Source organism: Acidibrevibacterium sp., from assembly GCF_049965395.1.
Classification (GTDB): Bacteria; Pseudomonadota; Alphaproteobacteria; order Acetobacterales; family Acetobacteraceae; genus Acidibrevibacterium; species Acidibrevibacterium fodinaquatile.
Genome location: NZ_JBMFWJ010000019.1, coordinates 1 through 18,037, shown reverse-complemented (window position 1 = coordinate 18,037; position 18,037 = coordinate 1). Strand labels below are relative to the sequence as shown.

At 67.7% G+C, this 18,037-nt stretch carries 18 protein-coding genes; 10 read left to right on the top strand and 8 right to left on the bottom strand.

The window, feature by feature from the left end; translation table 11 throughout:
• The first annotated feature begins 85 nt into the window (after positions 1–85).
• The 7 genes from ACP5M5_RS07745 to glpK are packed head-to-tail and all read left to right on the top strand — an operon-like array spanning position 86 to position 8,423.
• Positions 86–1,159, top strand: a complete 1,074-nt coding sequence (locus tag ACP5M5_RS07745) for an ABC transporter substrate-binding protein (protein WP_427936557.1) — start codon at positions 86–88, stop codon at positions 1,157–1,159.
• Positions 1,160–1,186: 27 nt separating this feature from the next.
• Entirely contained in the window at positions 1,187–2,713 is a 1,527-nt protein-coding gene (locus ACP5M5_RS07740; protein ID WP_427936556.1) for a sugar ABC transporter ATP-binding protein, read from the top strand.
• Entirely contained in the window at positions 2,710–3,639 is a 930-nt protein-coding gene (locus ACP5M5_RS07735; RefSeq protein ID WP_427936555.1) for an ABC transporter permease, read from the top strand. The genes ACP5M5_RS07740 and ACP5M5_RS07735 overlap by 4 nt, the downstream gene beginning before the upstream one ends.
• Entirely contained in the window at positions 3,636–4,616 is a 981-nt protein-coding gene (locus ACP5M5_RS07730; RefSeq protein ID WP_427936554.1) for an ABC transporter permease, read from the top strand. The genes ACP5M5_RS07735 and ACP5M5_RS07730 overlap by 4 nt, the downstream gene beginning before the upstream one ends.
• A 12-nt stretch (positions 4,617–4,628) precedes the next feature.
• Complete coding sequence (locus ACP5M5_RS07725; protein WP_427936553.1) at positions 4,629–5,384, top strand: alpha/beta hydrolase; 756 nt, start codon at positions 4,629–4,631, stop codon at positions 5,382–5,384.
• 28 nt (positions 5,385–5,412) lie between these two features.
• Positions 5,413–6,948 (top strand): glycerol-3-phosphate dehydrogenase, encoded by a 1,536-nt coding sequence (glpD, locus tag ACP5M5_RS07720; protein WP_427936552.1) that lies wholly within the window; start codon positions 5,413–5,415, stop codon positions 6,946–6,948.
• Complete coding sequence (gene glpK / locus ACP5M5_RS07715; RefSeq protein WP_427936551.1) at positions 6,945–8,423, top strand: glycerol kinase GlpK; 1,479 nt, start codon at positions 6,945–6,947, stop codon at positions 8,421–8,423. The genes glpD and glpK overlap by 4 nt, the downstream gene beginning before the upstream one ends.
• Before the next feature lie 34 nt (positions 8,424–8,457).
• Here the strand turns inward: glpK and ACP5M5_RS07710 are convergent, their stop codons facing one another.
• Genes ACP5M5_RS07710 through ACP5M5_RS07685 form a run of 6 tightly spaced genes read right to left on the bottom strand, consistent with a single transcriptional unit; the run spans position 8,458 to position 12,897 of the window.
• Positions 8,458–9,003: a hypothetical protein gene (locus ACP5M5_RS07710; RefSeq protein ID WP_427936550.1), complete on the bottom strand. Its 546-nt coding sequence runs from the start codon at positions 9,001–9,003 to the stop codon at positions 8,458–8,460.
• Positions 9,000–10,028, bottom strand: coding sequence for an SAM-dependent methyltransferase (locus ACP5M5_RS07705; RefSeq protein ID WP_427936549.1), 1,029 nt, complete (start codon positions 10,026–10,028; stop codon positions 9,000–9,002). Before ACP5M5_RS07705 ends, ACP5M5_RS07710 begins: the two co-directional genes overlap by 4 nt.
• Positions 10,025–10,801: a DUF1295 domain-containing protein gene (locus ACP5M5_RS07700; protein WP_427936548.1), complete on the bottom strand. Its 777-nt coding sequence runs from the start codon at positions 10,799–10,801 to the stop codon at positions 10,025–10,027. The genes ACP5M5_RS07705 and ACP5M5_RS07700 overlap by 4 nt, the downstream gene beginning before the upstream one ends.
• Complete coding sequence (locus ACP5M5_RS07695) at positions 10,798–11,649, bottom strand: alpha/beta hydrolase (protein ID WP_427936547.1); 852 nt, start codon at positions 11,647–11,649, stop codon at positions 10,798–10,800. Before ACP5M5_RS07695 ends, ACP5M5_RS07700 begins: the two co-directional genes overlap by 4 nt.
• A gap of 4 nt (positions 11,650–11,653) precedes the next feature.
• Positions 11,654–12,268, bottom strand: coding sequence for a ChrR family anti-sigma-E factor (locus ACP5M5_RS07690; protein WP_427936546.1), 615 nt, complete (start codon positions 12,266–12,268; stop codon positions 11,654–11,656).
• Positions 12,265–12,897 (bottom strand): sigma-70 family RNA polymerase sigma factor, encoded by a 633-nt coding sequence (locus ACP5M5_RS07685; protein ID WP_427936545.1) that lies wholly within the window; start codon positions 12,895–12,897, stop codon positions 12,265–12,267. The genes ACP5M5_RS07690 and ACP5M5_RS07685 overlap by 4 nt, the downstream gene beginning before the upstream one ends.
• Before the next feature lie 104 nt (positions 12,898–13,001).
• Here ACP5M5_RS07685 and ACP5M5_RS07680 point away from each other — a divergent pair, with 104 nt between their 5' ends.
• Genes ACP5M5_RS07680 through ACP5M5_RS07670 form a run of 3 tightly spaced genes read left to right on the top strand, consistent with a single transcriptional unit; the run spans position 13,002 to position 16,323 of the window.
• Positions 13,002–14,330 carry an NAD(P)/FAD-dependent oxidoreductase gene (locus tag ACP5M5_RS07680; RefSeq protein ID WP_427936544.1) on the top strand — a complete coding sequence of 443 codons (1,329 nt, stop codon included), beginning with the start codon at positions 13,002–13,004 and terminating at the stop codon, positions 14,328–14,330.
• On the top strand, positions 14,327–15,106 hold the full coding sequence (locus tag ACP5M5_RS07675) for a DUF1365 domain-containing protein (protein ID WP_427936543.1): 780 nt from the start codon (positions 14,327–14,329) through the stop codon (positions 15,104–15,106). The genes ACP5M5_RS07680 and ACP5M5_RS07675 overlap by 4 nt, the downstream gene beginning before the upstream one ends.
• On the top strand, positions 15,103–16,323 hold the full coding sequence (locus ACP5M5_RS07670) for a class I SAM-dependent methyltransferase (RefSeq protein ID WP_427936542.1): 1,221 nt from the start codon (positions 15,103–15,105) through the stop codon (positions 16,321–16,323). Before ACP5M5_RS07675 ends, ACP5M5_RS07670 begins: the two co-directional genes overlap by 4 nt.
• Here ACP5M5_RS07670 and ACP5M5_RS07665 read toward each other — a convergent pair.
• Together ACP5M5_RS07665 and ACP5M5_RS07660 are read right to left on the bottom strand one after the other, a co-directional pair.
• Positions 16,257–17,189 (bottom strand): SDR family NAD(P)-dependent oxidoreductase, encoded by a 933-nt coding sequence (locus tag ACP5M5_RS07665; protein WP_427936541.1) that lies wholly within the window; start codon positions 17,187–17,189, stop codon positions 16,257–16,259. The two genes, ACP5M5_RS07670 and ACP5M5_RS07665, sit on opposite strands and share 67 nt — an antisense overlap.
• Positions 17,186–17,977 (bottom strand): SDR family NAD(P)-dependent oxidoreductase, encoded by a 792-nt coding sequence (locus tag ACP5M5_RS07660; protein WP_427936540.1) that lies wholly within the window; start codon positions 17,975–17,977, stop codon positions 17,186–17,188. The genes ACP5M5_RS07665 and ACP5M5_RS07660 overlap by 4 nt, the downstream gene beginning before the upstream one ends.
• Positions 17,978–18,037 lie beyond the last annotated feature (60 nt).

Genomic DNA, 18,037 nt, shown 5'->3' with positions numbered 1-18,037 from the left:
TTGCGCCGCGGAAAAAGTTCGCTTAGGGTGTCGTACGCGCATTGAACGAACATGACGTCGCGGGAAGCGACTCCAGGGAGGAATGATGAGATACAAATCGTTGCTGGCAGCCGCGCTTCTCGCGGGCACTGCTTTATTCGCGCCGCTCGTGGCCGCGGCTGACGACGTCGCGCTGCTGCCGAATGGGCTGATGGCGCCCTCCTCCCCGGACATGGTGCCGGCGGGCAAGTTCAAGAAGGCGCCGCCGTGGGTGATCGGCATGTCGTGGCCGGGCGTCGGCAACACTTGGATCGTGCAGACGATTGGCGAGATCAAATACGCCGCCAGCCACGATCCCGACATCAAGGAGTTTCGCTTCTCGGAGGCGAACTGGCAGCCGGCCAAGCAGGTTGCCGACATCGAGGATCTGATGGCGCATAAGGTCGATGCGCTCATCATCGTGCCGATCTCGCCGGATCTGGTGAAGGCGCAAGTGAAGGCGGCGACGGCTGCCGGCATTCCCGTCATCTTGTCCGTAACGGCCGGAACGCCCGCGCCCGATGCAACCGTCGCCGTGCAAGGCGGCGGCGAGGCGTTCGGAAAGACCGGCGGCGAGTTTCTCAGGAAGACGCTGAACGGCAAGGGGGTGATCTGGGTGTTCCGCGGCGTCGCCGGGGTGGGTGAGGAGACGGCGCGCTACAACGGCCTGCGCGAGGCCCTCAAGGGCAGCGACATCAAGATCGGCGCCGAGGTCTATGGCGATTGGAACTACGCCAAGGCCAAGGGCTTGTGCGAAAACCTCGTCGCGTCCGGCCAGCCGGTCGATGGCATCTGGTTTTCCGGCGCCGACATGACGCGCGCCTGTTTTGACGTGTTCAAGGAAATCGGCAAGCCGCTGGTGCCGATGACCGGCGAGGCCAATAACGGCTTCCTGCGCGCCTGGAAGAACGCAGGCGCCGACAGCGTCGGGCCGATCTTCACGCCTGGCCTCGGGGTCGCGACGCTGCACGCTGCCGTGGCACTGCTCAAGGGCGAGGCGCTCCACAAGACCTATCTCTCCGATCCGGCGCCGATCACAGAGGCCAATTTCGACAAATATTACCGGCCTGATCTCAACGACGCCTATTGGTTCCCCTCGACGCTGCCCGAGGACGTGATCATGAAAGAATTCAAGCGCTGATAGGAACCTCCCGAAGGCGCTGAACCCGTGACCTCGTCGCGAGCCGATGATTGCGAAATCGAGTTTCGCAATGTCTCAAAGCGCTTCGGCCCGATCCGGGCGCTGACGGATGTATCCTTCGTTGCGAGACGGGGCAGCGTGCATGCGGTGACGGGCGAGAACGGCGCCGGCAAGTCGACTTTGATCAAGATCCTCGCCGGCGTCCATTCGCCTGACGCCGGCGAGATCCTTCGCGACGGTCAGCCGATCCGCTTCCAAGGCTCGGCCGACGCGCGCGCCAAAGGTGTGGCGACCGTTTTTCAGGAGCTGACGCTTCTGCCCAATCTGACGGTCGCCGAGAATCTGTTCCTCGGCCGCGAGCCACGACGCGCCGGTTTCATCGATCGCGGCGAAATGCGCCGACGCGCGCGCGCAATTCTCGAGCGCGTCGGCGTCGATCTCGACGTCAACGACATGTGCGGCGATCTCACAATCTCCGAGCAGCATCTGATAGAGATCGCCAAAGGCGCGGCAGCGCCCTCGCGCGTCGTCATCTATGACGAGCCGAGCGCAGCACTCGACGCGCCGGGCGTGGAAAAGCTGGTGCGTCTGATCGAGGCACAAAAGGCGGCGGGCAAGCTGGTCTTCTATATCAGCCACCGCCTCGATGAAATTTTTCGGCTCTGCGACATGACGACCGTCCTCAAGGACGGCCAGCACGTGGCGACAAGGCCCACAAGCGAGCTGACGCGCGAGAGCCTGGTTTCGCTGATGGTGGGGCGCGAACTCGGGCAACTCTATCCGACGCGAAGCAAACGCGCGGGCACGCCGGCGCTCACCGTCACCGATCTCGCGCTCGAGGCGCAAGCGGCGCGGGTCAGTTTCGAGGTCAAGCGCGGCGAAATCCTCGGTCTCGCCGGGCTCGAGGGGCAGGGGCAGCGCGAGATTGTGCGCGCGCTCGTCGGCCTCGTCTCGCATGCCGCGGGCGAGGTGCGCAAACACGACGCGGCGGGCGAGACGAAGATCGGCGAGGCCATCGTCGCCTCGGTGCGGGCGGGGGTTGGCTTCGTGCCGGAGGATCGCAAGTCAGAGGGGCTCTATCTGCCGCTCTCCATCGAACAGAATATCGGCCTTGGCATGCTGCGCCGCGCCTCCCTATCGGCGCGGGCGAGGATCGACAAGGCGCGTGTGAGAGCGCTGATGCGCGAGATGAAGGTGCGGGCGCGCGATGCGAGGCAGCCGGTCGGCGCGTTGTCGGGCGGCAATCAGCAGAAGGTGATGATCGGGCGCTGGCTCGCCGCCGAAGCTGACGTGCTGATCGTCGAGGAGCCGACCCGCGGCGTCGATGTCGGCGCCAAGGCCGAGATCTACCGTCTGCTGCGCGAATTTGCCGATAGCGGCGGCGCCGTCGTCATCACATCGAGCGAGCTGACCGAGCATATCGGCCTCTGCGACCGCATCCTGGTGGTGCGTGACCGGGCGATCGTCGCCGAACTCGACGGCGCGAGTGCCACGGAGGAAATCGTCATGCGGCATGCGCTGATGAGCGCCGCGGCGAACGCGGCGCCATCATGATCGGCCGCAGCGCCCGCCGCTTCGGCCGCTCCGGGCTCGGCTATGTCGCAATCGGCCTGCCGCTCGCGATTTTCGCGTTGCTCGCGGCGTTCGCGCCGGAGTTCCTGTCGCTGCAGAACATCGTCGACGTCAACAATCAGATCACTGCGCTGATGCTCGTCGCACTCGGGCAGTTGCTCGTCGCGCTGATCGGCGGCATCGACATATCGGTCGGTTCCGTGGTCAGCCTGACGAGCGTCGTGATCGTCTCCGTCACCCCCACGTTCGCCGTGCCGGCCGCGCTCACGCTCGGCGTCGTGATTGGTCTGGCGAATGGGCTCGGCGTCGGCTTCGGCGTACACCCGCTCATCATGACGCTGGCGTCGATGACGTTTCTTCAGGGGTTGGCGCTGCTGTGGCTCGCGGGCTCCGGCGGAACCGTTCCCGCCCCGCTGGTTTTCGCGGCCAAGGCATCGCTGTTCGGGCTTCCCGCCGCGTTCCTCTGGTGCATCGCGGCGATCGCCATCACCTCCGTGCTGCTCTATTTCACCCGTTTCGGCTTGCGCCTATTTGCGATCGGCGGCAATGCCGAGAGCGCCGAGCTCAGCGGTGTGCGGGCCTTCTGGCCGCGGCTTGCCTGCTATGTGCTGTGCTCGCTGGCAGGCGTCGTCGCCGGGATTTATCTCACCGGCCGCATCGTCTCGGGTGACCCGACGATGGGCCAACCGTTCAGCCTCGATTCGGTAACAGCGATTGCGCTCGGCGGCGTCCAGCTCGCGGGCGGTGTCGGCAGCGTCGCCGGCGCGGTGCTGGGCACGATCACGCTCGGGCTCATCACCAATGGCATGAACCTGCTCGGCGTCTCGCCGTTCTTCAGCGCGGCCTTGACGGGCGTGCTGTTGCTCGCGGCGATCAGCCTGCAACGTCGCAAGGTGATCGGCATATGAGCGGCATCGCCATGGACGGGGCGCGCCCGGGATGGGCGCAGAGAGTGACCGATACGCTGCTCTCGCTGCCGATCGCCTATTACGGCACGGCCGCCCTGCTTTTGTTCGCAGCAGTGGCGCGGCCGACCCTGTTGCGGCCGTTCCTCCTGCTGCTGATCTTGCGTCAGGCGGCGCCGCTCGGCGTCGCGGTGATCGGGCAATCGCTCTGCATCCGGCTGCTGTCGCTCGACCTTTCCTTCGGTGGCGTCGCCCTCGTCGTTAGCTACATTCTGACCAGCGGTTTCTTCCCGTTCCCCGAACCCGTTCTCATCACCCTTTGCCTGCTGTTCGGCTTTGCCATTGGCGCGATCAACGCCTTCTTCATCACCCGCTTGCGTGCCTCCTCGGTGATCGTGACACTGGCGATGGTGCTTATTCTGAGCGGCGTCGTCACCGCCTTCAGCCAGTTGCGCGCCCCGGGCGATTCGCCGGCGATGCTGCGCTATATCGGCCAGACGCGGCTTGGCATATTGCCGATCACCGTCATCATTTGGGTCGCGGCGCTGATCCCGATGGCGGCGTTTCTGCGCCTTTCGGTATTCGGGCGCTATGTCGATGCCATCGGCGCCAATCCGCGCGCGGCGTTGACCTCCGGCGTGCCCTATGTGCGCGCAATCTATGTCGCGCACATCTTTTCCAGCCTTTTCGCGGTGCTCAGCGCTTTTCTGCTGGTCGGCTTCGTCGGCTTCGGCAGTCTCAGCATCGGCGCCGATCTCGCGCTCAATTCGCTGGCGGCGGTCATTCTCGGCGGCGTCGGTTTCGGCTCCGGCAAGGGCGGCGTGCTCGGGCCGGCGGTCGCCGCCTTCATGCTGATGTTCACCTTCAACCTATTGACAAGCATCGGGCTCGGCGAGCCGGGCAAGCAGATGGCGCAGGGCGCCGTCGTCGCGCTGGCCGCCATCGCCTATGCCGCGCGCGGGCAAGAGCGCACCCACTGAGGAGAAAAGACAATGGTTGACATTATGCCAGGCGCGGAGCCGTTCGCGTTCGAAGGCAACGACGTCGGCGTGCTGGTCGTGCACGGCTTCACCGGCTCGACGCAAAGCATGCGCTATCTCGGCGAGGGACTGCACCGCAAATTCGGCTTCACGGTGGTCGGGCCGCGCTTGCCGGGCCACGGCACCTCGCCCGACGACATGGAGACCACCGGCTATCTCGATTGGCTGGGCGAAGCCGAGCGCGCGTTGCACGATCTCGTGCAGCGCAAGCGCAAGGTGTTCGTAACCGGCCTGTCGATGGGCGGCACGTTGACGCTCAACCTCGCGGCGCGCTTTCCGAGCGAAGTCTCAGCCATCGCGCCGATCGCCGCCGCGGCGGGGCTGGCGAGCGAAGCTTTGTCGGACGCGCTGGCGATCAATCCGGCGCCCAAGCGCCTGCCCGGCATCGGCTCTGACATCAAGGCGCCGGGCGTGGTCGAACTCGCCTATAAGGAAACGCCAGTCGCCTGCCTGCGCGAGGTCACCGTGCTGATCTCGATGACACGCGGGATGCTGAGCCGCATCGTCTGTCCCTCGCTCGTCATCCATTCGCGCGAGGATCACGTCGTGCCGCCGCGCAACGCGATGGATATCGTCGAGATGATCCGCGCCGACGATATCAGGCTGCTCTGGCTCAACAATTCCTATCACGTCGCGACGCTCGACAACGACAAGGCTTTGATTCTCGATCGCGTCGGCGCCTTCTTCCGCGAAATGGCGACGGCGTGAGGCGCAGCGCTGGTCTTTGCGTCCAACGATGAGTGCGCCGTCCTACGATCTCGCGATCATTGGCGGCGGCGTCAATGGGTGCGGGATCGCTCGCGACGCCGCCGGGCGCGGCTTGTCGGTCTATCTGTGCGAGCAGGGGGATCTCGCCAGCGGCACCTCGTCATGGTCGACCAAGCTCGTGCATGGCGGCTTGCGTTATCTCGAATATTACGAATTCCGTCTGGTGCGCGAGGCGCTGATCGAACGCGAAGTGTTGTGGCGCGCCGCCCCCCATATCATCGCGCCCCTGCGTTTCGTGCTGCCGCATCATGCCGGGCTACGGCCCGCCTGGCTATTGCGGCTCGGGCTGTTTCTCTATGATCACCTCGGCGGCCGGCGCCTGTTGGCGCCGACGCGGGTGCTCGATCTCGATCGCGACGCCGCCGGCGCGCCGCTGAAGCCTGGCCTGTTTCATCGTGGATTCGAGTATTCCGATTGCCGCGTCGATGATTCGCGGCTGGTCGTGCTCAACGCGCGCGACGCCGCCGACCGCGGCGCGGTGATCGAGACCCGCACGCAGGCCATCGGCGCCGAGCGCGGCCGCGATGGTTGGCGGCTTGCGGTGCGGGGGTCTGGCGCCGCCGGCGCGACGCGCACGATCCACGCCAGAGCTCTCATCAACGCCGCCGGCCCCTGGGTCGCCGACGTGCTTGCCGATACGCTGCGCACAACAGCGCAGGCGAAAGCGCGGCTGGTGCAGGGCTCGCACATCGTCGTGCGCCGCCTCTACGATCACGATCGCTGCTACATCTTCCAGAATGGCGACGGCCGCGTCATTTTCGCCATTCCCTATGAGCGCGATTTCACGCTGATCGGCACCACCGACCGTGACTATCACGGCGATCCCGCGCAAGCGCGCGCAACCTCCGACGAAATCGCCTATCTCTGCGCCGCGACGAACGATTATTTCGCGCAAGCGATAACGCCGGATGACGTGGTCTGGGCATTTTCCGGCGTGCGCGCGCTTTATGACGATGGCGCGAGCGAAGCGAAAGCCGCGACCCGCGATTACGTCCTCGACCTCGACGCCAGCGTCGCGACGGCGCCGCTGCTGTCGGTGTTCGGCGGCAAGATCACCACCTATCGCCGGCTGGCGGAGGCGGCGCTGAAGAAGCTCGCACCTCATCTTAGGCCGTGCGGCGCGCCGTGGACGGCGGGCACGCCGCTGCCAGGTGGCGATTTTCCCGTCTCGGGCCGCGCCGAACTCGCGCGCAACCTTGCCGCGCGCTATGATTTTCTCGACGCGCGCGCCGCCGAGCGGCTGGTCTCGACGTACGGCGTTCTGGCGACGCGCGTTCTCGGAGAGGCGCGAAGCCGCGCCGATCTCGGGCGTGGCTTTGGCGCCGATCTCAGCGAGGCCGAGGTCGGCTATCTCATGGCGCGCGAATGGGCGCGCAACGCCGAAGACATATTGTGGCGGCGCACCAAGCTTGGGCTTAGGATGAACGCCGCCGAGGCGGCCGAACTCGACGCCTTCATGGCGCAGACGCGTCCGCGTGAGGCGCAGCGGGGAAATGCGCGATGACCTATCTGCTCGCACTCGATCAAGGCACGACTTCGACGCGGTCGATCCTGTTCCGCCAAGATGTCAGCGTCGCCGCCGTCGCGCAGCAGGAATTCCCGCAGCATTACCCAGAGCCCGGCTGGGTCGAGCACGACCCTGAGGATCTCTGGCGGAGCGCCGTCGCGACGCTGCGCGAAGCACTCGCCGGCGTCTCGGTCGACGAAATCGCGGCACTCGGCATCGCCAACCAGCGCGAGACCACAATCCTCTGGAGCCGCAAGACTGGCCAGGCGATCGCCCCCGCCATCGTCTGGCAGGATCGGCGCACCGCCGAGCGTTGCGCAGCGCTCAGGGCCCAGGGTCTCGAGCCGATGATCGCCAAAAAGACCGGGCTGCTGCTCGATCCCTATTTCTCGGGCACCAAAATCGCCTGGCTGCTCGATCACGTCGAGGGCGCGCGCGCGCGCGCTACGGCCGGAGAGCTTGCCTTCGGCACCGTTGACAGTTTCCTGATCTGGCGGCTCACCGGCGGCGCCGTTCACGCAACCGACGCGACCAACGCCGCGCGCACGCTCCTCTTTGACATCCATCGCGGCGCCTGGGACGAGGCGCTTTGCGCCGCCTTTGACGTGCCGGTGTCGCTACTGCCCGAGGTGCGCGACAGTGCCGGTGATTTCGGGACGACGACGCCTGATCTCTTCGGCCGCGCTTTGCCCATTCGCGGTGTCGCCGGCGACCAGCAGGCGGCGACCGTGGGACAGGCCTGTTTCGCGCCCGGCATGCTGAAATCGACCTATGGCACAGGCTGCTTCGCGCTGCTCAATACCGGCGATCAGCCGGTCGCCTCAAAGAACCGGCTGCTGACAACGATCGCCTATCAATTGAACGGCCGGCGCACCTACGCGCTCGAAGGCGCGATCTTCGTCGCCGGCGCCTCGGTGCAATGGCTGCGCGACGAGCTTGGGCTGTTGACGGCGGCGGCCGAGGCGGGCGAGCTTGCGGCGGCGGCCGATCCCGCACAGGACGTCTATCTGGTGCCCGCCTTCGTCGGCCTTGGCGCGCCCCATTGGGACGCCGGCGCACGCGGCGCGATCTTCGGCCTGACGCGCGGCACCACGCGCAAGGAACTCGCGCGTGCCGCACTTGAGAGCGTCGGCTACCAGACCCGCGAGTTGATCGAGGCAATGCGAGCGGATTGGCCGGGCGCGGCGCAGACGGTGCTGCGCGTCGATGGTGGCATGACGGCCTCTGACTGGACGATGCAATTTCTCGCCGACATTCTGGAGGCACCCGTCGATCGGCCGAAGATCATGGAGACGACGGCGCTCGGCGCCGCTTATCTCGCCGGCCTCGCTGCCGGCGTTCTGCCGGCGCCGGAGACGTTCGCGCGTTCCTGGGCGCTCGATCGTCGGTTCACGCCAAACCTCGCTGCGGCGGCGCGCGAACGCAAGTGGCGCGGCTGGCGCGACGCGGTCGCTCGCACCCGCAGCCGGTGATGCGGCGATCGTGGCGCGTGACAGCCCGCCAGCGTTACGCGCCCGAGCCCCGCAGCACGCCGGCCAGCCGCAATGCGATCAGCCCCATCAGGCACGCCGCGCTGAAACCGTTGAGCGCGGCGAGCCGTGCGTCCTCCGCGGGCGTCAGCGCCATGATCGGCTGCCCGAACGCCGCCAGCGGCATCAGCAACGGCAAGATCGGCAGGCCGGCCGCAGCCAAGGTCAATAGCCGCCCGGAAAGCAGTGCCGCCAGCGCGATGCAGGGCAGCAGGAACAGCCCGACGCCGCTCTCTGGCCCCAGCAGCTTCATGCACCACACCGTGTTCACCGTGCCGACCACCCATAGCGCGGTGCGTGCCGCGCCCGGCTGCCAGCGCGCCAGCGCCGGGACGGCGAGAAACAGCGGCATCGCCCCCATGGTCAGGAAGGCTGCATGGCCGCGCGCCCAGCCCACCAGCGCGATGACATAAAGCGGGTAGAACGGCCCGTTCGCCCCCAAAACCAGCGCGACGAAACACGCCACCGCCGTCACCGGATCGGGATGCGATCCATAAGCGCGCATTGCGGCGCGGAGCGTCATCGAGGTCGCAGCCGATAATGGCTGATGCCCCACTCGCGGCCCTCGCGCGCGCCGAACAGGCCGGCGGTGGCGAGGAAGAAGAGGCGCCAGCGGCGCTTCCACAGCCCCGCCTCGCGGCCATAAACGGCGCGCAGGATCGGGTCGATCGCGGCTGCGTTCGCGTCATAGCGGGCCAGCCAGTCATTGGCGGTGCGCTGATAGTGCAACCCGCTCCAGCGCCAGTCGGCTTCCAGCGTGAAGTGCTCGTCCCATTGGCGGATCAGCCGGTGGCTCGGCATGATCCCGCCGGTGAAGAAATGCCGCGCGATCCAGTCGGCCTGGTCCTCATGGTCGAAAACATAGGGCACCGCGCGGTGGCTGAAGACGTGCAGGAACAGCCGCCCATTTGGATCCAGCCATCCATGCACACGCGCCAGCAGCGCCCGCCAGTTGCTCATATGCTCCCACATCTCCACCGAAACCACGCGATCGAACCGGGATTGGCCGGGATCAAAATGGTTCATGTCGGCGGTGATGACCTCGACAGTGTCGATGCCGCGCGCCCTCGCCGCCGCCTCGATGAACGCCCGTTGCGGAGCGGAGTTTGAGACGGCAACGATCTTCGCGTTCGGATAGCGTTCCGCCATCCACAAGGTCAGCGAACCCCAGCCGCAGCCGAGTTCGAGGATCCGCTGCCCGTCGGCGAGCTCGGCATGGGCGGCGGTTGCGGCCAGCGCGCGCTCCTCGGCCGCGTCCAGCGTGTCGGCCCCCTCGTCATAGAGACAACAGGAGTATTTCCGCCGTGCGCCCAACACCTGCGCGAAGAAGGCGGCCGGCAGCTCGTAATGTTGCGCATTGGCGGCCTCGGGCGTCCGCGCGATCGGGTAGGCGCGCATGCGCCGCGCGAACGCGCGCTCGGCCTCCGGCGGGGCGCGGTCGAGACGCCGGCTGGTCCGCTCTACCAGCATGGCGATTCCGGCCCGGGTCAACGCATCCGGCAGCGGCAAGCGCTCGACAGCGCCGGTGGCGGCGGCGACCAGGTTCATTTGAGGCTCCATTTCGGTAGCGGCAGGAACGGTCGGGTGCGCGCCTGATAGGCCCGATAGGCATCACCACGCGAGCGCAGCATCGCCTCCTCGAGCGGTGGAATGCCGGAAACATGCACTAATAACCCATACATGATCGCCGGCGCGGCCAGCGCCAGCGCGCCCAGGGGATGGGCGGCAGAGATCGCGAGCAGCGGCCACGCGCACCAGGCAAGGAACTCGAAGAAATAATTCGGGTGGCGTGACCAACGCCACAGCCCGACGGCGCAGACCTGGCCGCGATTGGCCGGGTCGCGGCGGAAGCGCAGAAGCTGCTCGTCGGCGGCATTGCCACCCAGGATCGCGATCAGGAACACCGCGACACCGGCGGCGTCGCGCAGGCCAAGCGGCGCAGGGTTACCGGCCGCGAGCCCTATGGCGAGCGCCAGCACCGCCGCCACCGCCGCCTGGATCTGCAGGAAGCCGAATAGGCGGCGCTGGAATGCATCCCCCCATTCGGCGCGTAGCTTCGCATAGCGGGCATCCTCGGCGCCGTTGCGGGTGCGACGGAGGATGTAAACACCGAGCCGCAGCGCCCAGAATGCCGCGAGCGCCGCCACCAACCAGCCGCGCGGCCCGGCCGCGCCCGCCACCAGCGCGTAAACGACCCCGGCAGCCCCGAGGGCGAAGGTCCAGATCACGTCCACCCAACCAGCGTTGCCGGTGCGACGTTGCACCAACCAGGCCAGCATCATCGCCAGCGACACCCCGGCCGTGACCGCGAGCACGATCATGCCGCGCCCCCGCCCTGCGCGATGAAACGCAGCGTCTCCCGCCGCACCGGCAGCAATGGCGCGAGCGCCGAGGCGAAACCGCCGATCAGCACGCGATGCCCGAGGCCGCGAAAGAGCCGCATCTCCACCGCTGCCCCCACCGCGCGCAGCCGCGCCGCCAGGCGCTCGGTGTTGCCGGGATCGACCACCCGGTCCGCCGTGCCGGCCGCGAGCAGCATCGGCGGCGCTGCAGCGGAGGCGTAGGTGATTGGCTGGCTCGCCGGCCAGGCGGCCTCGGGGCCGAAGATCGCCTTGAGGGTAGGGCTGCGGAGCGGCAGAAAATCATACGGGCCGGCGAGGCCAATCACGCCGGCGATGCGTAGCCCACCCGCTCCCGCCGCGCGCAGATAGCGCGGGTCGAGCGCCAGCAGCGTCGCGATCTGCGCGCCGGCGGAGTGTCCCATCAGGAATAACCGCCCCGGATCGCCGCCCAGCGTTGTCAGGAACGACCGCGCCCACGCGACAGCGGCGGCGGCATCTTCCATGAAGGCGGGGAAGCGGACCTCGGGATACAAGCGATAGTCGGGCACCAGGGTCACGATGCCGCGCGCCGCCAACGCGGCCCCGACGAAACGATAAATGCCGCGATCGCCTTCCTCCCAGCCGCCACCGTAAAAGAACACCACCGCCGGGACAGGCGCCGCGGCCGCGGCGCGGGCCGGGCTATAGACATCCAGCCTATGCCGCGGCCCCGGCCCATAAGCCACGCCCTGCCGTATCGTAATGCCACGCCGCGGCGACAGCCGGTTCAGCAGGTCGACGGTGAACCCGCCGCGCGCACGCACGGGTGACGCGAGGATGGCCGACACCGCGCTACATCCCGAGCAATGGGCGCACCAGCCGGCCGAGCCAGCTATGCGGGCGCAGATGATGCGTGGTGGCGATCAGGCAGATGCAGTCTTCGCCCGGCAAGGCGCGCGGGGTGTGGTCGAGGGCGGCGTCGGCCGCCATGAAATCGCCGGTCGCGAAAGTGCCGATGCCGTCGGAAAAGGCGCCAGACAGAACGCAGGTGGATTCGGGGCCGGTATGGCCATGGGTCAATAGCGCGCGGCCGGGGGCAACGCGGATCAAATCGAGCCGGCTGTCGGTTGCGTCGCGCGCCAGCAGCTTCATGATCGCGATGCCGGGCGCGACACGGCGCCAGCGCCCGGAGGCAAGGGCGGCGAGGTCGAGCGCCGGCGCGGCGGGCGCCGATTCGGGCGCCGCCGCGTCGAGCCGCGCCAGCGCCCGGGCGAGCGCGTCAGGCGCCATCGGCGCCGGCGGCAGCGCCTCCAACAACGCGCCGCCGGCGGCCTCGGCGGCGCGCAGGCCGGACGCGCAAACCGGACAGAGCGCGGCGTGGGCTTCGATCACCCGCGCGTGTGCCACAGGCATGGTGCCGGCGGCGCAGGCGATCAGGCTCGCCTCGGCTGGATGATGGTTGATCATTTGTCCTCTTCCAGCGCCGCGCGCAACCGGGCCATGGCCAAACGCAGGCGCGATTTCACGGTGCCGAGCGGGATCGCGAGCGCGGTCTCCACCTCGCTGTGCGAACGTTCGTCGAAATAGGCAAGGCGCAGGGCCTCCGACTGCTCTGCCGGCAGGGCTGCGATGGCGTCGTGCAGGCGGCGGGCGCGTTGGTCGGCCGCCAACACGTCATCAGCCGACACGAGTGGCGGCGGATCGTCGGTAGGGTCGGGCGCGGGGGCCGCACGGCGGGCGCGGCGCTGGCAGTCGATATGAAGGTTGCGCGCGATCGCGAAGATCCAGGCGGCGGCGGTGGCACGGCCGGGGTCGAATTGCGCGGCCTTCCGCCACACCGCGAGCAACGCCTCTTGCGCCAGTTCTTCAGCCGTTGCGGCATCGGCGCCACGCCGCTGCAGGAAGGATTTTATCCGAGGGGCGTAGTGCGAGAACAATGCGGCGAACGCCGCGCGGTCGCGGCTGCTGGCAACGACGCGGATGAGGGCCGCGTGCGAGGTCTCCCCCGACATATGGGTCATCGCGTCGGCCCCCGGCCAGGACGAGCCCGCCTCGGCCGTTCGCCGCACCGCCCATGACTGGCGTGAAACATACATGCCCCTCTTACGCAGACCCGGGCGCATTGGATCACGGCTAGCGCGGTGATCCAACGTGGCGGGCAGATCGTAGTTGCCTCCGGATAGCACAGGTAGCAAGGCAGATGCGGGGCACGGAGCGGCTGCGGATTGCGGTGGTGGGAACGGGCATCTCGGGCATGGCGGCGGCCTGGCTGCTCCACCCGGCCCACGACGTCACGATCTATGAAAGCGCATCGCGGCCAGGCGGGCACAGCTACGCCGTCGCGGTGCCGGGCGTTGCCGGCCACGTGCCGGTGGATATGGGCTTTATCGTCTATAATCCGCCGGCCTACCCAAACCTGACCGCGCTGTTTCAGCACCTCGACGTGCCGACGCACGCGTCTGACATGTCATTCGCCGTCTCCTTGCGCGGTGGCGGGCTGGAATATGCCGGGAGTGATCTTGCTGGGCTGTTTGGGCAGCGGCGTAATCTGATCCGCCCGCGTTTTTGGGCGATGCTGCGCGACATCCTGCGCTTTTACCGCGAGGCCGCGGCGGATGCGCGGCATTTGGATCCGGACACCACGCTCGGCGCCTATCTCGCTGCGCGTCGCTATGGGCCGGAATTCGCGCGCGATCACCTCTTGCCGATGGCTGCCGCGATCTGGTCGGCGCCGGCCGAGCGCATCGCGGCCTATCCGGCGCTGGCATTCATCCGTTTTTGCCAGAATCACGGGCTGTTGCTGCTGCGCGACCGCCCGCAATGGCGGAGCGTGGTCGGCGCGAGCCGCGAATATGTCCGGCGCCTGACCGCGCCCTACGCCGCCGCGATCCGCCTGAACTGCCCCGTCCGGGCCATCCGGCGCTTGCCCGATGGCGTTGCCCTGCGCGCCGCGGACGGGGTGGAAACCCGCTACGATCACGTCGTCATCGCAACGCACGCCGATCAGGCCTTGGCGCTGCTCGCCGATCCCTCGGCCGCGGAGGTGGCGCTGCTGGGCGCCGTGGGCAGCACCCGCAACGAAGCCGTGATGCACCGCGATCCGACGCTGATGCCGCGGCGCCGGCGGGTCTGGGCGAGCTGGAACTATATCGGCGGCGCCTCGGGCGATGCGCTTTGCGTAACCTACTGGATGAACCGGTTGCAGCATATTCCTGGCGCCGGGCCGGTGTTCGTGACGCTGAACCCGGTGCGCCCGCCGGCGCCCGAGACCGTGCTGCACCGTGCTCATTTCGATCATCCGCTGTTTGATGCCGCGGCCTTGCGTGCCCAGCGCGACCTGTGGTCGCTGCAGGGGCAGCGCCGCACCTGGTTCTGCGGCGCTTGGCTTGGGGCCGGGTTCCATGAAGACGGGGTGCAGGCCGGCCTCACTGTTGCCGAGGCGCTCGGCAGGGTGCGCCGGCCCTGGGGCGTCGCCAACCAGTCAGACCGTTTGCCGCCCCCCTCTGAGATGCAGGTGTCGGCGGCATGAGCATCTCGGCGCTTTATACCGGCACGGTGGTGCATACCCGCATGCGCCCGGTGCGGCACCGGTTGCGCTACCGGATGATGATGCTGCTGCTCGACCTCGACGAAATCCCGGCGCTGGCGCGGCGGCTGCGGCTGTTTTCCGTTGATCGGTTCAATCTGTTCGCCTTCGCCGAGCGCGATCATCTGGTGCCCGGTGCTGGCAGTCTGCGTGCGCAAGTGGAGGCGGGTTTGGTCGCGGCGGGGATCACCCCCGATGGCGGGCCGATCCGCCTGCTCGCGATGCCGCGCGTGTTGGGCAGCGTTTTCAACCCGCTCAGCATCTTCTTCTGCCACGCCCGCTCGGGTGCGCTCTGCGCCGTGCTGTATGAGGTCAACAATACGTTCGGCCAACGCCATAGCTACCTGATCCCGGTAGCGGGGCCCGGTCTGCCGATCCGCCAGGAATGCGCCAAGGGCTTCTATGTTTCTCCCTTCATGGACATGGCGTTGCGCTACCGCTTTCGGCTGATCCCACCGAGCGAGAGGCTGGGTGTGGCGATCGAAGTCCGCGACGCAACCGGCCCGGTGCTGACCGCTGGCGTTGCGGCGCGGCGCGAGCCCCTGACGGACGGTGCGCTGCTACGCGGTTTCCTGCGCCATCCCCTGCTCGCCGCCCAGGTGTTGGGTGCGATCCATTGGGAGGCGGCGAAGCTCTGGGGCAAGGGAATGCGCGTGCGCCCGCGCCCGCCGCCACCGGCTGAGCCTGTCAGCATCGTCCTGCCGGGGAGGGTTACGTGAGCGGTCGCAGCCTCGCCGGACCGGCGCCCTGGCTCCTTTCTCCCGGCCCGGCGCTGCTTGCGCGCGCGCTGGGTAGGATCGCGGCAGGCACGCTGACCGTGATCCTGCCGGGCGGCGCGCGGGTGCGCCATGTTGGCCCGGAACCGGGACCTGACGCGGTATTGGTGCTGCATCGCTGGCGCGCACTGCGCCGGCTGGCGACCGGCGGGGACATCGGCTTCGCCGAAGCCTATATCGATCAGGATTGGTCGAGCCCCGATCCGGTGGCCTTGCTGGACCTCGCTGCGCGCAATACGGCGCGCATTCCCGGCGCCAGTGGCGGCCCGTGGCCGGTCCGGCTGTGGCACCGGCTGCGCCATCTCGCCCGCGCCAATAGCCGCGCCGGCAGCCGGCGCAACATCATGGCGCATTACGACCTCGGCAACGATTTTTACGCGCAATGGCTGGATCCGGGAATGAGCTATTCCTCGGGGATCTACACCGATCCTGCGGTCGATCCGGTGGCTGGGCTAGAAGCCGCGCAGACGGAAAAGCAGGATCAGGTCTTGGCGTTGCTCGATCTGCGCCCCGGCCAGCATGCGCTCGAGATCGGTTGCGGCTGGGGCGGGCTGGCCGAGCGCATCGCCGCCGCCGGCGCGCGCGTCACCGGACTGACCCTGTCGCCGGCGCAGTTGCACTATGCGACCTTGCGCTTGGCGCAAGCCGGCTTAGCGCCACGCGCCGATCTGCGGTTGCAGGATTATCGCGACGTCGATGGCCGCTTCGATCGTATCGTTTCGGTCGAGATGATCGAGGCGGTGGGTGAGCGCTACTGGCCCATCTATTTCGAGACGCTGCGCGCGCGCCTTGCCCCGCGGGGCGTCGCCGTGCTGCAGGCGATCACGATCGCCGACGCGTGGTTCAAGGATTATCGCCGCGGCACCGATTTCATCCAGCACGCCATTTTTCCAGGCGGGATGCTGCCCTCGCCGGAGACGATCGCGGCGCTTGCGCAACGCCATGGGCTCGCGGTGCGGGCGCGCCAGAGCTTCGGCGACAGCTATGCCCTCACCTTGGCCGCCTGGCGGGCGCGGTTCCATACCGCCTGGCCGGCGATCGCGGCGATGGGCTTCCCGCCGCGGTTCCGCCGGCTGTGGGATTATTATCTCGCCTATTGCGAGGCCGGGTTCCGTGCCGGCCGCGTCGACGTGGGGCTATGGCGGCTGGAGCCGCGCTGACGCCGGGCCGGCACGCATCGGTGAACGCTCCCCCGCTGCACGGCTGAACGAGACATCTCATAAGCGGAGGCTGTGCATTTGCTTGGTGAGAAACCAGCCCTTGGTAAGGTCAGCCGTCGCGGCGCAGCCCGCCATAAGCCTGCCAGGTGACGCCGCACAGGAAGCCCGCATCGACCGGGAGATTTGACCCCGGTGATGGCGCTCGCCGCGTCACCGAGCAGCCAAGCAACGCTGCGGCCGATTTCCTCCGGTTCGACCAACCGGCGTAGGGCCGAAAGCCCCGCCAACCGCGCCTCCTCCATCGCGCCAGCATCGAGGCCGCGTTGCAACGCCGGCGTTCGGGTGAAGCCGGGCGAAACGGCATTGACGCGCACACCGCGCACGCCCCATTCGGCGGCCAGCGTCATGGTCAAGTTCGCGACCGCCGCCTTGGCCGGACCATAGCCATGCACTGGCGCCGATGACAGCGAAACGATCGAGGCAATGTTGACGATGGCCCTGGCCCCGCGCTTGGTCATGCGGCTGCCGATCTCACGACACATGACATACGTACCGCGCAGGTCGACGGCGATCTCGCGATCCCAGTCGGACATGCGCAGCTTGTGCGGCGGCGCCATGCGACCAAGCACGCCAGCGGCATTTACCAGCCCAGCGATAGGCCCACGCTGCGTCTCGATCGCCGTTACCTCACGCGCCACCGCCTCCTCATCAGACACGTCGAACGGCGTCGGCCAGACATCCTCTGCCGCCGCCGGAAATCGCGCGAGGTCGCACAGCAACGGCTGCATTCCCGCCGCGGCCACCGCCCAGCCGGTAGCCGCACCGATGCCGGAACCGCCGCCGGTGATGAGAACGAGTTTTTTCACGCTGTCGCTCCATCACCAGGTGTCGGCAAACCACCATAGGTGAGCCAGGACGGCGCCACCAACCAGCCGCAGTCAACGGGAAGATTGACCCCCGTGATGGCGCTCGCCTCCGCGCTACAGAGAAACGCGACCGCCCTGCCGATATCTTCCGGCTCCACCATCCGGCCAAGTGCGCTGAGGGCGGTCAGGGAGGAGATGTCTCGTTCGCCGCGGTCGATCGCCGCCTGCAAGGCAGGCGTGCGAGTATAACCGGGCGAGACACAATTCACGCGCACGCCCGCGCGCCCCCACTCCGCCGCGAGGTTTTGGGTCAAAGAAATAACTGCCGCTTTGGCGGGAGCATAGGCGTGCAGGGGCATTGAGCGCATACCCGCGATCGAGGCTATGTTGACGATGACACCGCGGCGACGCTGCGCCATGCGCGATCCAAACGCAACACATGTGACGTAGGTGCCGCGCTGGTCAATGCGCACCACCTCGTCCCAGACTGCCATGGGCAAAACCTTTGGCGACACCGGACGCTGGATGATGCCGGCACTATTGACAAGAATTTCCACCGGACCATGGATTTGCTCGATCGCTTCGACCACCCGCTCGATCGCATCCGCGTCACCAACATCGCCCGCGACCGCGTGGCCGCCGAGCTCCGCTGCGACGCGATCGGCCCGCGCGATATCGCAATCCAGCACGACCACTTCGGCGCCGCGTTGATGCAGCGTGCGCGCGCACGCAGCTCCTATGCCGCTGGCGCCGCCAGTAATAACGGCGAGGCCATTCAATTTGCCCATTATGTCCTCAAGACTCCCCTCATTTTCACACCGCCCCGAACGTCTCGGCGAAGACGGGCA